Raw genomic sequence first — 13,506 nt, 5'->3', positions numbered from 1 at the left:
GGACATCTCCCCCACGAGGGGGGGAGATTGGCAGCTGCAGCGCTGCCGCTCTTCTTTCAATGGTGGGAGTTGGCGATAGCCGAGGCGCCGATCGATCTCCCCCCAAGTGGGGGAGATGTCCGGCAGGACAGAGGGGGGCGCTGTCCCGCAAACCTACATGGATAGGCTTTCCCCTCGCCGGATGCTGCTTTGCAGTCCGCCGCGCGTAGAGCACTCCCTTACCAAGGGAGTGCTCTACCAATGACGCCCGCCTGCCTACTTCGATGCCGAGATCGCGCAGCCGCCGCTTGCGGTCTTGACCTTCCACTTCGACAGGCCGGCCTGGCAGCCGCGCAGCGCCATTTCTTCCGCTGCCTTCTGGGACGGCGCGTTGAGCTTCGTGCCGCAGATGATGTAGAGGTCGACAACGCGCGAATAAAAGGTCGTGGCGTAGGCCGAATGACCGCTCGCCGCGACATAGGCCTTGTAGGCAACGTTGCATTCGCTCTTCGGATCCGAGCCCATGGTCGGCGGAAAACGCACGTCTCCCTTGCTGCCTGAAAGCGACCCGGCCTGGCTGTACCCCGTTGTCGAGAATATTAGAGGGAGGGAAAGTATCGAAGCGGCAGCTATCCGGCAATATTTCAGGTTCATTTCCACCCTGTCCCCATTGATCTGAACAGGGCGAGCAGTAGCGAATATTTTGCCCCGCCGCCAGTTCGTTGGCGGGGATTCGAGTTTGCCTATGCTGATGAATCGATTGGTCCATACAGTTCAGCCTTCCCCAAGCGCAGCAACGGTTCGTCGGTATAGTTGCGCCGTTTGCTCGTCGAAGCAGCAGAAGATGACGGTTTCGGGCATGTTTTTCTCTTCGACGACCATGCTGACCGTGCTGACGGCGATCTCGGTCGCCTCATCTTTCGGGTAGCGATAAACACCGGTCGAGATCGCCGGAAACGCCACCGTGCGGCAGCCATTGGCGGCCGCGAGTTCCAGCGACCTGCGATAGCACGAGGCCAGCAGTTCGGCTTCGCCCTTGCCGCCGCCTAGCCAGACTGGTCCGACCGTGTGGATGATGTGCCGAGCCGGCAGTTTATAACCCTTGGTGATCTTGGCGTCGCCGACCTTGCATCCGTTCAGCATCCGGCATTCGAACTCGAGCTCGCGGCCCGCCGCGCGATGGATGGCGCCATCGACCCCGCCGCCGCCCAGCAGCGACGAATTGGCGGCATTGACGATAGCGTCGACATCCAGTTTCGTGATGTCGCCGGTGTGGATGCGGAGTCTGTCCAGCGCCTTGCTCATCTCACATCCTGAACACGCCGAAGCGCGTGTCCTCGATTTCGGCGTTGAGCGCCGCGGAAAGGCTGAGCGCCAGCACTTCGCGCGTCTTCGCCGGATCGATGATGCCGTCGTCCCAGAGACGGGCGGACGAGTAGAGCGGATGGCCCTCATGCTCGTATTTCATCAGGATCGGCTTCTTGAATTTGGCCTCCTCCTCCGCGCTCCATTCCCCGCCCTTGCGCTCGATGCCCTCGCGCTTGACCATGGCAAGCACGGTCGCCGCCTGCTCGCCGCCCATCACCGAGATGCGGGCGTTCGGCCACATCCACAGGAAGCGCGGCGAATAGGCCCGGCCGCACATGCCGTAATTGCCGGCACCGAACGAACCGCCGATGATGACGGTCACCTTCGGCACCCTGGCGGTGGCAACCGCCATCACCAGCTTGGCGCCGTCCTTGGCGATGCCGCCGGCCTCGTATTTCCGGCCGACCATGAAGCCGGTGATGTTTTGCAGGAAGACCAGCGGGATCCTGCGCTGGCAGCACAATTCGATGAAGTGCGCGCCCTTCAATGCGCTTTCGGAAAACAGCACACCATTGTTGGCGATGATGCCGACCGGCATGCCGTGGAGATGGGCAAAACCGGTGATCAGCGTCGTGCCGTAATTCTGCTTGAACTCGTCGAATTCGGAACCATCGACAAGGCGCGCGATCACGTCGCGCACATCATAGGGCTGGCGCAGGTCGGTCGGCACGACGCCGTAGAGTTCACTCGCCGGATGAAGCGGCGGAATCGATCTCTGTAAGTTAAGGCTTACGGTCTTGTTCCGATTCAGGTTTTTGATGATGCGACGGCAGATGGCGAGCGCATGTTCGTCGTCCATCGCATAATGGTCGGCGACGCCGGAAAGCCGCGTATGCACATCCGCGCCGCCGAGATCCTCGGCGCTGACGTCTTCACCAGTGGCCGCCTTCACCAGCGGCGGGCCGCCGAGAAAAATGGTCGCCTGGTTGCGCACCATGATCGTCTCGTCCGACATTGCCGGCACATAGGCGCCGCCAGCCGTGCAGGACCCCATGACGCAGGCGATCTGCGGAATGCCGGCAGCTGACATGTTGGCCTGGTTGTAGAAGATGCGGCCGAAATGCTCGCGGTCGGGAAACACCTCGTCCTGGTTGGGCAGGTTGGCGCCGCCGCTGTCGACCAGATAGATGCAGGGCAGATTGTTCTGCAGCGCGATCTCCTGGGCGCGCAGGTGCTTTTTCACCGTCAGCGGATAGTAGGTGCCACCCTTCACCGTGGCGTCGTTGACGACGATCATCACCTCGGTGCCCTCGACCCGGCCGACGCCGGCGATCATGCCGGCCGAGGAAATCTCCTCGCCATACATTGACCACGCCGCGAACTGGCCGATCTCGAGGAACGGCGAGCCGGTGTCGAGCAATTGCGCGAGCCGTTCGCGCGGCAACAGCTTGCCGCGGCCGACATGGCGCTCGCGTGCCTCCTCCGAGCCGCCGCGCTCAACGGTGGCAGCCTTTTCGGCGATATCAGCGACCAGTTCGCGCATGCGTTCGGCATTGGCGCGAAAGGTGTCGGAGGAGGGGGAGATCTGGGTTTGCAGGACGGCCATGCTCACACCCCCTCCGCCATGATCTCGCGGCCGATCAACCAGCGCCGGATTTCGCTGGTGCCGGCGCCGATCTCGTAGAGCTTGGCGTCGCGCAGCAAGCGGCCGGTCGGATAGTCGTTGATATAGCCATTGCCGCCCAGCAGCTGAAGCGCGTCGAGCGCCATCTGCGTCGCCTTCTCGGCGGCGAACAGCACGCAGCCGGCGGCATCCTTGCGGGTCGTCTGGCCGCGGTCGCAGGCGGCCGCGACGGCGTAGACGTAAGCGCGCGCGGCGTTCATCACCGTGTACATGTCGGCCAGCTTGCCTTGCACCAGCTGGAATTCGCCGATCGGCTGACCGAACTGCTTGCGGTCGTGCACATAGGGGATCGCCACATCGAGGCAGGCGGCCATCAGGCCGATCGGGCCGCCGGCAAGCACCGTGCGCTCGTAGTCGAGGCCCGACATCAGCACCTCGACGCCACGTCCTTCTTCATGCAGCACGTTGTCGAACGGCACCTCGACATCCTCGAACACCAACTCCCCGGTGTTGGAGCCGCGCATGCCGAGCTTGTCGAGTTTCTGCGCCACGGAGAATCCCGTCATCGCCTTCTCGACGATGAAAGCGGTGATGCCGCGCGATTTCCGCTCCGGATCGGTCTTGGCGTAGACGACCAGCGTATCGGCGTCCGGCCCGTTGGTGATCCACATCTTGGTGCCGTTGAGCACATAGCGGTCGTTGCGCTTTTCGGCACGCAGCTTGAGCGAGACGACGTCGGAGCCGGCGCCGGATTCCGACATCGCCAGCGCGCCAACGCGCTCGCCCGAACACAGCGGCGGCAGGAATCTTTCCCTTCTGCGCCGGCGTTGCCCAGCGGTTGATCTGGTTGACGCAAAGATTGGAATGGGCGCCGTAGGAGAGGCCGACTGAAGCCGAGGCGCGGGAAATCTCTTCCACCGCGATCACATGGGCGAGGTAGCCCATGCCGCTGCCGCCGAAATCGGGATCGGCGGTGATGCCGAGCAGGCCGAGTTCTCCGAGCTCGCGCCACAGATGCGCCGGAAATTCGTTCTGGCGATCGATGTCGCCGGCGATCGGCGCGATCCTGTCCTGGGCGAAGCGCCGCACCAGGTCGCGCAACGCCTCGATGTCCTCGTCATGCCCGAAGCTGAGCGTGTTCGTGTACATGGCGTTCCTCCTGCCGCATGACCCCGAAAATCGACTTCGATTTTCGGAAAGGATCATGCGCAAAATTCAAGTGCTACAGCGTCCTTTGCACGTCCGAGGGGCGTGCGGCGCTGTAGGTATCCATCCTCGCGCCAACCAGGCGCATTGTCATCGAAAGATATGTCGCTGTTACTTCAGGAACCGACAGCCGCTCGCCAGGGCGATACCAGACGATGACGCCGGTCATCATCTGGATTAGCGCCATGGCCGTCAGGCCGGTGTCCTCGATGCTGAAGGCGCCGGTCTCGGCGCCATCGCGCAAGATGGTGCGCAGTTCCTTTTCGTAGGCCGTGCGCATGCGCAGCATTTGTGTCAGCCTGTCGGGCGACAGGCTGCGCAATTCCATGTTCGACACATGCGTGGCGTGCCGGCGCTCGATGTGGAAAGCGATATGGTTGCGCACATAGGCCGCAAGCTGCTCTGTCGGATCGGCGCCGGTTGGCCTGATATGTTCCCAGGCCTCGCGAAGCCCTTCCATGTGCTCGCGCATCAGGGTGAACAGCAGGTCTTCCTTGGTTGGGAAATAGCGGTAGAGCGCGGCCGCCTGCACGCCGACCTCGGCGGCCAGCTGGCGCATCGACATGGCCTCGTAGCCGTGGCGCGCGATCAAATTGACCGCCGCTTCGCGGACCGCCGCTTCAGTTCGCCCGCCGTCGGATCCTGTGGTGCGCGCCATGATCACCTCGTTAAGGCGAAGATAATAAAACGAACGTTCAATTAATTCAAGGGCATCCGATGAATTCAAGACGCGCATGCACCTATGCGACGATCCTGAAGTCTCCAGGCGCGGTCCAGGTCTCGAACTCCTCCACGTCGACCCGTGAGACCGAAGCGCCTGCCGGGCCTTGCCAGAGCCGTTCGATCATGGCCGAAACCGCCGCGTCGGCGCCGGCAAGCCATGCCGTCACCGAGCCGTCTCTTTCGTTGCGCACCCAGCCCACCAGCCCAAGCCCGGCCGCTTCGCCTCTCGCCCAGATCCTGTAGCCGACGCCTTGCACTCTGCCGTGTATGCGGGCCTGCACTGCCCGTTTCCGATCGTTCATCGCTCGCTCCCTTGCACAGAGTCTGGCGCAGGATCGAACGAAGGCAACTGGCTTGAACGGAGGATGCTATCAAATTGAGTCATCGCTTGTCCTGAGATAGATGACTTGCGCCAATAAATAATTGACTAAGTCAACTTTTTCGCGATGATCCGGCAGCATGGAAATTGTCTGGGACGCTTGACATGCCAACCGATCGGAATGCCTTGGTCCGCGACCTCAGGTGCTTCAACCGGTTCTATACCGGCCTGATCGGGCTTCTCGACGAAACTTTGACGCACAGTGCCTATACGTTGACCGAGGCGCGGGTGCTGTTCGAACTGGGCCGTCGGCCCGGCTATATTGCGACCAGCCCTGGCGGCAAGGCAGGCTTTCTCGCACGGGCGCTTCAGATCGATTTCGGACCGGCAGCGTCCGACATTGCCCGGGAGCTCCAGCTGGATCCTGCCTATGTCACGAGAATCCTTCGAAAATTCTCTTCCGCCGGCCTGATCGAAACGCTCCCCGGCTCCGATGCTCTGCGCCGGCGTGTCCTTGCGCTCACCGTCCGCGGTGAGGCCGCGCTTGCCGCACTCCAGGCGGCGGCGGATCGCGATCTTACCCGCCTGACCGCGGGCCTGGGCGACGAGGAGGCCGCCGAGTTGTCGGATATGCTGGCACGCGTCAGGGATCTGCTAGGCGGAGCGCCGGCATCCGAACGCCGCGAAATTGGCTAGTTCCCTCGCGCCGCCGCCAAGGCGCCGGGCAATTCCTCGGCAAAAATGTCCAGCTCGTGGTCGAGGCCGACGCTGACGCGGACGCAGCGGTCGAGCCCTGGCGCCATCGGCTTGCGGATGAACACATCGCGCGACAGCAGCCCCTGCAGCACTTTCAGCGCGAAGGCACCATCATGGCCACAATCGATGGTGACGAAATTGGTCGCCGAGGCCAGCGGCTGCAACCCGTTCTGCTCGGCGATCGCCGCGATGCGCCGGCGCCCGGCAGCCACCCGCGCCACCACCGTCTCGAGATAGGCCCGGTCGGCAAGCGCCTCGACGCCGGCGATCTGCGCCATGCGGCTGACGCCATAGTGGTTGCGGATCTTCTCGAAGTCGCGGATCACCTGGGTCTCCGCAATCGCATAGCCGCAGCGTATGCCGGCAAGCCCGTAAGCCTTTGAAAAGGTTCGCATGCGGATGACATTCGGCCGCGAGACATCGATCGGCGGCAAAGCCGAGGCCGGCCCCAATTCGCCATAGGCCTCGTCGAGCACCAGCATGGTGGTCTGCGGCAACGCTTCGATGAAGCGGATCACCTCGTCCGCTTCCCACCAACTGCCCATCGGATTGTCCGGGTTGGACAGATAGACCAACGGTGCCTTCTCCTTGACGACAGCCGCGAGCAAACCATCCAGACTTTCGTGGTCGTTCACGTAGGGGACGGCCACCAGCCGCCCGCCGACGCCGGCAACATGGAAGTTGAAGGTCGGATAGGCGCCGAGCGAGGTCACCACCGCATCGCCAGGCGCCACATACATGCGCGCCACCAGGCTGAGCAGGCCATCGATGCCTTCGCCGACAACGACATTCTCGATTGCCACGCCGTGATGCGCGGCCGCCGCCACCTTCAACTCGTAATTATCGGGATCGCAATACATCCACTGGTCGCGCGCAACGCGCTCCATGCGGGCGATGACGCGTGGCGAAGGGCCAAAACTGCTTTCATTGGCGCCGATGCGGGCACGAAAGCCCGCCCGCGCTCGCGCTCCTGTGCTTCCGGGCCGACAAACGGCACGGTTGAGGGGAGTGCTGCAATGATCGGCGAGAGGGCAGGGCGCTGACGCATGGTGGGAGCTCGCTTGGAAAGGGAGTTTCTTGCTAGCGTGGCGGGGGGGGTGGTGCAAGTCCGGAGGAGGCGTCGGCAGGGAATGCGATGTGTCCTTGGAGGTCAGCATCACGTCGGATTTGCCGGATTCTCCCGCCCCTTTTGCCGGCGAGACAAGATGGGCAGCCGCTCGCCTGGTCAATGTACCTGAAGGTCCCAACCCTCGGCCAAGACGGTAGGGGCGAAGGCCGCACCACCAAGGCGTTCTTCGACTGCCCCGCTTCACATTTATTCTCCCCGATATCCATGCCACCATCTGATGGTCGAGGGTCGTGCCGGCAACGAAAACCCGGCGGTTGCCCGCCGGGTTTCTTGTCTCCGAAAGTATCTGGTCTTAGAAGTCGCGCTGGAAGCGGATGATACCGCCGACGCTGTTCTTCTTGGTGGCGCCGGTCCAGTTCGAGTTGTCGGCCTCGTCGAACTTGCCGTCGTGAAGGTAGTCAACTTCGCCGGTGACCGTGAAGCCCGGAACGAGAGTGTAGGCAACGTTCGCCGCGACCCCGTAATTCTTCCACTGATCACCCGACACCTGGAGATTGAACGAGGTCTTCTCGTTGAACTTGTAGGTGCCGCCGGCCCAGAATGCCCAATTGCCGCCCCACTGTTTGTAGAAGCCGCGGCCGCCCGCGGGGCTACCAACGATGAAACCGCCGCTATCGCGATTAACATCATTGAGCTTGCCGTCAGAGCCGTAACCACCGATGACGAACAGCGACAGTTCGTTGGAGACGTTGACGTCCAAGCGAATCTTGCCGGCCACCGACTCATAGTTGCTGTCATAAGCAACGACGCCGCTGATGCCGCCCCAGCCCTGCGTCCACTTCACGCCGCCGACGACATGCGGAACATAGCTATCAATCGTGCCCACGCCGTAGAAGCCAGGAGTGCCGCCGCCCGCACCTTCTTCCAGCGAAACCACGGCCGAGAAACCGTTGCCGGCGTCGAAGTAATACTGGATCTCGTTCGTCTGGAAATCGCCATAAGGAACCAGCGTATCGTTGATGACGTTGCCGGCGTAGCCGATGAACGTATCGAAGGCCGATTCGTCGAGACCAACGCGCAGACCGCCGAGCTGCACCCAGGCGAAGTGCAAGTCGAAGTCCTTGATGCCGGCGGAATTGACATCGTCATCAGCGTTATGATTACCGAAATTCATGCGCATTTCGGTGTAGGTCTTCAACGTGCCGAGCTCGGTTTCCTGGCCGGTCCAGGTCTTCAGCGTGAAGCGGGTGTTCTTGAACCAGGTGCCCTGGTCCTTGCCGCTCGTCACGTCACCAGTGCGAGCACCATCGAACGAGCCGATATCGCCGCCGGCGGCATCGTAACGGACATAGCCGCCGATGCGCAGGCAGGTCTCGGTGCCGGGGATGTAGAAGTAGCCAGCGCCGTAGACGTCGCAGATCTTGACGTATTCAGCGGGTTCCGGCTCGGCGACGACGACGGCGTCGGCGGCGCGCGCACCGGAAACTGCGATCAGGGCCGCAGCGGAGCCGAGAAGAAGGCTCTTGATGTTCATTTTCTGACCTCCAGTCAGAATCGAGATCGGAGGTCAGCGAAAAGCAGATCGGATGGCCGTTTCTCGTTTTATCTCAGATAGATAGCGTCATGGGCCATCAGTGGGGCTCAGATCGCCAAAATCGCTTGCTCGCAAAAGCCTTGCCCGATCCGGTCTTGAAATACCGCTCGAGCTGCCGTGCATTGGCCTCGGTTTCGACCGCAATATACGTCTTCAAGGCGACAGGCAGATGAGCCTTGGTCGAAGTCACATAGCCCGACTGATGTGATTCGAACCGGCGTCGAAGGTCGTTTGTCGACCCAACATAGACGTCACCATTATGGAGCTGCAGGAAATAAACGTACCACATAGTCCCCCTACGCTACTTCGTAGCTTCGGGCGACACCCCACGCCCAAATGCGGCTTCGGGTGGCCTGCCACCCGAAGCCCGCAGGGCGTAGGGTGGCGGAGAGGATGGGATCGAACCCACGAGAAGCTTTTGACCTCTACTCCCTTAGCAGGGGAGCGCCTTCGACCACTCGGCCACCTCTCCGTTGCGCCGCTGGATAAAGAAAAGCGCCGGCACAATCAACAAGCCCGCGTCATTATATGGAAAAATAACAGCGCACCGAACCGCGGCTTTCCCAGCTGCGGCGGTTCTGCGGCAATTCCCGGGCCGGTGACTCGCGGCCTTGCCATGATTCCGTCGGCCGGTTGCCGGATTCGGCTGGAAATAGGCTGCTGCGGCGGGGCCAATGGTTAACGAGAGCTTTCTGAGTGAGGCCAAATCGTGTCATTTGTGCAACAACGCTGGGGGATAGCAGCCGAACAGCCCATTTGCCGGTACGATCATGGTTGAACGCCGCCGCCTCATGGGTAATGTCGAATTCGAAGGAGCGGCGCGGTGCGCATCTTTTTCGGTAGTGGGGATGGGGCAGGGAACGCTGTCCTTCAGCAAAGAATACCCAGACCCGTTTTTTAACTTTTGACTGGAGGTCAGAAAATGAACATCAAGAGCCTTCTTCTCGGCTCCGCTGCGGCCCTGATCGCAGTTTCCGGTGCGCGCGCCGCCGACGCCGTCGTCGTCGCCGAGCCGGAACCCGCTGAATACGTCAAGATTTGCGACGTCTACGGCGCTGGCTACTTCTACATCCCCGGCACCGAGACCTGCCTGCGCATCGCCGGCTACGTCCGTTACGACATCGCCGGCGGCGATATCGGCTCGTTCGATGGCTCGCGGACCGACGACGTGACGAGCGGCAAGGACCAGGGTGTCTGGCACAAGAACGCCCGCTTCACGCTGAGGACTTATACCGGTCAGGAAACCGAGCTCGGCACCCTGAAGACCTACACCGAGACCCGCTGGAACTTCGGCAACGACAACGCCGACGAAGAAGTTAATGCCGCTCACAACAAGACGCCGTCGCTGAACTTCGCCTGGATCCAGCTCGGTGGTCTCCGCGTCGGTAAGGACGAATCGGCCTTCAACACGTTCATCGGCTATGCCGGCAACGTCATCAACGATACGCTGGTTCCTTATGGCGACTTCGACACCAACGTCATCCAGTACTACTTCGACGCCGGCAACGGCTTCTCGGCAGTGGTCTCGCTGGAAGAAGGTGCGGGCGCCGGCACTCCTGGCTTCTACGGCGTCGGTTCGATCGACAGCTATGTTCCGCATGTCGTCGGTGGTGTGAAGTGGACGCAGGGCTGGGGTGGCATCAGCGGCGTCGTTGCTTATGACAGCAACTATGAGTCGGTGGCCGGCAAGGTTCGCTTGGACGTCAACGTCTCCAGCGCCCTGTCTCTGTTCATCATCGGCGGCTACGGCTCTGACGGCAAGCTCAATGATGTTAACCGTGATGGCTTCGGTAACATCGTTGGTAGCCCCGCCGGCGGCCGCGGCTTCTACAAGCAGTGGGGCGGCAATTGGGCTGTGTGGGGCGGTGGCACCTACAAGTTCAACGAGAAGACCTCGTTCAACGCTCAGATCTCGTATGACCAGTGGAAGAACCTCGGCGTCGCGGCGAACATCGCCTACGACATCGTTCCCGGCTTCACGGTCACGGCCGAAGTCGACTACCTCAATGCAGGCAAGTTCGACGACGCCGACTTCTCCAACTGGACCGGTGCCACCAAGAAGAGCAACGTCGGCGGTATCCTCCGCTTCCAGCGCTCGTTCTAAGGGCTGGTTCCTTACAGGTGAAATCCAGCCCGGGCGCGCAAACGCCCGGGCTGTTTTTGTTTCGTGACTGGGTCAACGTAACAGAAGGAACAGGGGGAATCGGTAGCTGAATAAATCCGCGGGATGATGTCGTGGGATCCGTTGATGGCGGATGGGATCACAACCGCGTGATTAAAATCTCTTGAAAGGACGCCTCCAAGCGGATAGGGCTGATCTATCCACTCGGGGGAGTGATAAATTATGACCAACGAAGCGATTCAAGAGGGTAGCGCCCCGGATCCGTTTTCGATGTTTTCTTCTCAGAACTCAAAGATAAAGTACACCTACAACAAGATAAGAGAAGTAAAGTCGTACAGGGTCGGAGAGCTTTTTTCAGTTTACCGGGACATACTGTGGGATGATGGGCGGCATAAATACAATGTCAGCTCTTTCATCGGCGAAATAGACGAGATCCTCCTTGGGGAGCGTTTCAGCGCCGTTGACCAAAGTATCGGCACCTTGCGCCAGCGCGGCAACAGCAACGCAACCATCAATCGGAAGATGGCTGCCCTCAGCAAACTGCTGCGCAAGGCTTACAAGATGGGAGATATCCACAGCCTGCCCGAGTTCCGCCGCCAGAAGGAGCGGGCCGGACGGATTCGCTTCCTCGAGAGGGAGGAAGAGGCAAGGCTGTTCGCTGCCATCAGGAGCCGCAGCGAGGATGCCTACAGGCTTTCCGTCTTCCTGGTCGACACCGGATGCCGTCTCGGCGAAGCACTCGGGCTGATCTGGAATGACATCCAGGAACATCGCGTCTCCTTCTGGATTACCAAATCCGGCCGCAGCCGCACCATTCCGATGACCGAACGGGTCAAGGAGGTGATCAAGCTGCCTCCGACCGAAGGCCGCCGGCCCGAAGGCCCGTTCACCAAATTGAGCCAGGCACAGTTTCGTGCGATCTGGAACGAGGCGAAAGCCGAAGTCGGCCTAGGCGCCGACGATCAGGTCGTGCCGCACATTCTGCGCCACACCTGCGCTTCGCGCCTCGTCCAGGGCGGCATCGACATCAGGCGCGTGCAGATGTGGCTCGGCCATCAAACTCTCTCGATGACCATGCGCTATGCGCATCTCGCCACCAATGATCTCGACGGGTGTGTCGTTGTCTTGGAGAAGCCGCGCAGCGAAGAGGCGACACGTTCGCCGGAGAGTTCGCTCTTTACCTCTCCCTTGACTGCGCCGTCCCCCACTGTGGCCACAGGCAAAGAGAGCAAACCGGTGGCTGGAGCACCAAAGAAGCATTCAAAGAGCAAGTAGAGTACGGCCGTCTTGCGGTTTTAGGTGACGATCTATACTGTCTTGGAAGTGCTGGGACAATGTTATCCTGGAAAACCTGATTTTTTGGGGGCGGTTGCGTGAAATTGTTGCTTTCCGCGGTTTTGTTGTGCTGCTCTGTTGCGACAGCTCATGCCGGGATGTCAGTTTCGGTGGACTGGGGGCCAACCAAAAAGTGTTTCGACAGCAAATCGCCACCTATGAAATTGAGTGGTGTCCCGGCCGGGACGGCCAAACTTGACATTCGCATGTCTGATTTGGATGCGCCCGATTTTACTCATGGCGGCGGCAGGGTGACATTTTCCGGAAATTCCCTGCCTTACGGTGCATTTTCATACAGGGGGCCATGTCCCCCCACGCCGCATACCTATCAATTCACCGTCAAGGCGCTCGATGCCAGCGGTAAAACAGTGGGGACGGCAAAGGCAAGGAAGCGGTTTCCGTAACTGCCAGAACCGGAGCTGTTCATGGCGTCACGGAAACACAGAACTGCTCTATGTTTGAAACCACCGTTTTGCACGCTTTCCCAGAATTGATTCGGTCAGGTGTTGGTTGTAACCAAACCCGTGCCTCGCTGGGCGTAACCGTTATCAAACGCGAATCTCTGCCCGATCAAGGAAGGCAGCTATATCGCCTGGCAGGCTGCCGGTTTCGAGGAATGGCGCGTGACCTTGGCCGTCGACCGTGATCGTTTCCATCATCGGATGGCGCTGTCGCATCTCATCCAGCGTTTCAGCCGATAAGAGCCTGGAATTGGCGCCGCGGATGGTGAGCAAGGGAGTGGCGGCCAATGCGTCGAATTGCGGCCACAAAGCCGGCAACGGCTGCGACAGGTCGAGATTGGCAACCGTGTCGACCAGTTTCGGGTCAAAATCCGGCAACAGCCCTTGATCCGTCTCGTGGTAGAGCGCCGACACCATCCGTGTCCAGTCGACGTCGCTGAGCACGGGAAAATCCTTGCCGTGAACGCTGCGCTGGGCATCCATCGCCTCGAAGAAGGTTTTCGGCTTCGGCGCGCGTTCGAGATAGGATTGGATGTGGGCGAGGCCGGCCGTTTCGATCACCGGCCCGATGTCGTTGAGAACAACGGCTTTCAGCGCGGCCGGCTGCAGCGCGCCAAGGACATGGATGATCAGCCCGCCGCGCGAGGTGCCGATGAAAGCCGCCTCCTCGATGCCGAGTGCGGCCAGTCCGGCAAGGATGTCGCCAGCCTCGACGCCGACATTGTAGTGGCTGACATCGGGATCGTGGGCCGACTGTCCGCGTCCGCGATAGTCGAAGGCAACCACCTTGCGCGCTACCGGAGATCGCGTCGAAAGATACTGTGCAAGCTCATGAAAATCCCGTGCGTTGCGGGTCAGGCCAGGCAGGCAGACGACCGGCCAGTGTTCGGAATTCGCTTCGCCATAGACGCGCGCATGAAGTCTCAGTCCATCCGGCGCGCTGTAGAAGCAGTCGGAAAAAACTTCGGTGCTCGACATTCTGAAATGACTCCCTGGCCGGATCGTCTCCG

At 61.0% G+C, this 13,506-nt stretch carries 12 protein-coding genes, 1 tRNA gene and 2 pseudogenes; 4 read left to right on the top strand and 11 right to left on the bottom strand.

Annotation, left to right across the window (positions count from 1 at the left end; translation table 11 throughout):
- Positions 1 to 255: 255 nt before the first annotated feature.
- From AC0V8S_RS28745 to AC0V8S_RS28720, 6 genes and pseudogenes are all read right to left on the bottom strand, one after another.
- The gene (locus AC0V8S_RS28745) at positions 256 to 522 is read right to left on the bottom strand and encodes a hypothetical protein (RefSeq protein ID WP_348524629.1); all 267 of its coding nucleotides are present in this window, start codon (positions 520 to 522) and stop codon (positions 256 to 258) included.
- Between the two features lie 231 nt (positions 523 to 753).
- Positions 754 to 1,284 carry an O-acetyl-ADP-ribose deacetylase gene (locus AC0V8S_RS28740; protein WP_475434817.1) on the bottom strand — a complete coding sequence of 177 codons (531 nt, stop codon included), beginning with the start codon at positions 1,282 to 1,284 and terminating at the stop codon, positions 754 to 756.
- 1 nt (position 1,285) lies between these two features.
- Positions 1,286 to 2,893 (bottom strand): carboxyl transferase domain-containing protein, encoded by a 1,608-nt coding sequence (locus AC0V8S_RS28735; RefSeq protein WP_475434815.1) that lies wholly within the window; start codon positions 2,891 to 2,893, stop codon positions 1,286 to 1,288.
- A gap of 2 nt (positions 2,894 to 2,895) precedes the next feature.
- A pseudogene (locus AC0V8S_RS28730) lies at positions 2,896 to 4,060 on the bottom strand (isovaleryl-CoA dehydrogenase).
- A gap of 73 nt (positions 4,061 to 4,133) precedes the next feature.
- Entirely contained in the window at positions 4,134 to 4,775 is a 642-nt protein-coding gene (locus AC0V8S_RS28725; protein WP_183457777.1) for a TetR/AcrR family transcriptional regulator, read from the bottom strand.
- Between the two features lie 82 nt (positions 4,776 to 4,857).
- A complete protein-coding gene (locus AC0V8S_RS28720) occupies positions 4,858 to 5,142 on the bottom strand; it encodes an acylphosphatase (RefSeq protein WP_183457779.1) in 285 nt (94 codons plus the stop codon).
- Positions 5,143 to 5,324: 182 nt separating this feature from the next.
- Between AC0V8S_RS28720 and AC0V8S_RS28715 the strand changes: the two genes are divergently transcribed.
- Complete coding sequence (locus AC0V8S_RS28715) at positions 5,325 to 5,855, top strand: MarR family winged helix-turn-helix transcriptional regulator (RefSeq protein WP_183457781.1); 531 nt, start codon at positions 5,325 to 5,327, stop codon at positions 5,853 to 5,855.
- On the opposite strand, the pseudogene AC0V8S_RS28710 reads toward AC0V8S_RS28715, so the two are convergent.
- The 4 genes and pseudogenes from AC0V8S_RS28710 to AC0V8S_RS28695 form a co-directional block, all read right to left on the bottom strand.
- A pseudogene (locus AC0V8S_RS28710) lies at positions 5,852 to 6,963 on the bottom strand (pyridoxal phosphate-dependent aminotransferase). The gene AC0V8S_RS28715 and the pseudogene AC0V8S_RS28710 overlap by 4 nt on opposite strands.
- 373 nt (positions 6,964 to 7,336) lie before the next feature.
- Positions 7,337 to 8,518 (bottom strand): porin, encoded by a 1,182-nt coding sequence (locus AC0V8S_RS28705; protein WP_475434812.1) that lies wholly within the window; start codon positions 8,516 to 8,518, stop codon positions 7,337 to 7,339.
- A 97-nt stretch (positions 8,519 to 8,615) separates the two neighbouring features.
- Complete coding sequence (locus AC0V8S_RS28700; protein WP_183457785.1) at positions 8,616 to 8,867, bottom strand: GIY-YIG nuclease family protein; 252 nt, start codon at positions 8,865 to 8,867, stop codon at positions 8,616 to 8,618.
- Positions 8,868 to 8,960: 93 nt separating this feature from the next.
- Positions 8,961 to 9,050: transfer RNA gene (locus tag AC0V8S_RS28695), tRNA-Ser, on the bottom strand.
- Positions 9,051 to 9,500: 450 nt separating this feature from the next.
- Here AC0V8S_RS28695 and AC0V8S_RS28690 point away from each other — a divergent pair.
- From AC0V8S_RS28690 to AC0V8S_RS28680, 3 genes are all read left to right on the top strand, one after another.
- The gene (locus AC0V8S_RS28690) at positions 9,501 to 10,682 is read left to right on the top strand and encodes a porin (protein ID WP_475434810.1); all 1,182 of its coding nucleotides are present in this window, start codon (positions 9,501 to 9,503) and stop codon (positions 10,680 to 10,682) included.
- Between the two features lie 240 nt (positions 10,683 to 10,922).
- Positions 10,923 to 11,975 carry a tyrosine-type recombinase/integrase gene (locus AC0V8S_RS28685; RefSeq protein WP_475434808.1) on the top strand — a complete coding sequence of 351 codons (1,053 nt, stop codon included), beginning with the start codon at positions 10,923 to 10,925 and terminating at the stop codon, positions 11,973 to 11,975.
- A 98-nt stretch (positions 11,976 to 12,073) separates the two neighbouring features.
- Positions 12,074 to 12,439, top strand: a complete 366-nt coding sequence (locus tag AC0V8S_RS28680) for a YbhB/YbcL family Raf kinase inhibitor-like protein (RefSeq protein ID WP_475434807.1) — start codon at positions 12,074 to 12,076, stop codon at positions 12,437 to 12,439.
- A gap of 144 nt (positions 12,440 to 12,583) precedes the next feature.
- On the opposite strand, the gene AC0V8S_RS28675 is transcribed toward AC0V8S_RS28680, so the two are convergent.
- Positions 12,584 to 13,474 carry an alpha/beta fold hydrolase gene (locus tag AC0V8S_RS28675; RefSeq protein ID WP_475434805.1) on the bottom strand — a complete coding sequence of 297 codons (891 nt, stop codon included), beginning with the start codon at positions 13,472 to 13,474 and terminating at the stop codon, positions 12,584 to 12,586.
- Positions 13,475 to 13,506 lie beyond the last annotated feature (32 nt).

Source organism: Mesorhizobium oxytropidicola (genome assembly GCF_056174625.1).
This window is presented reverse-complemented; position numbering and strand designations above follow the sequence as displayed.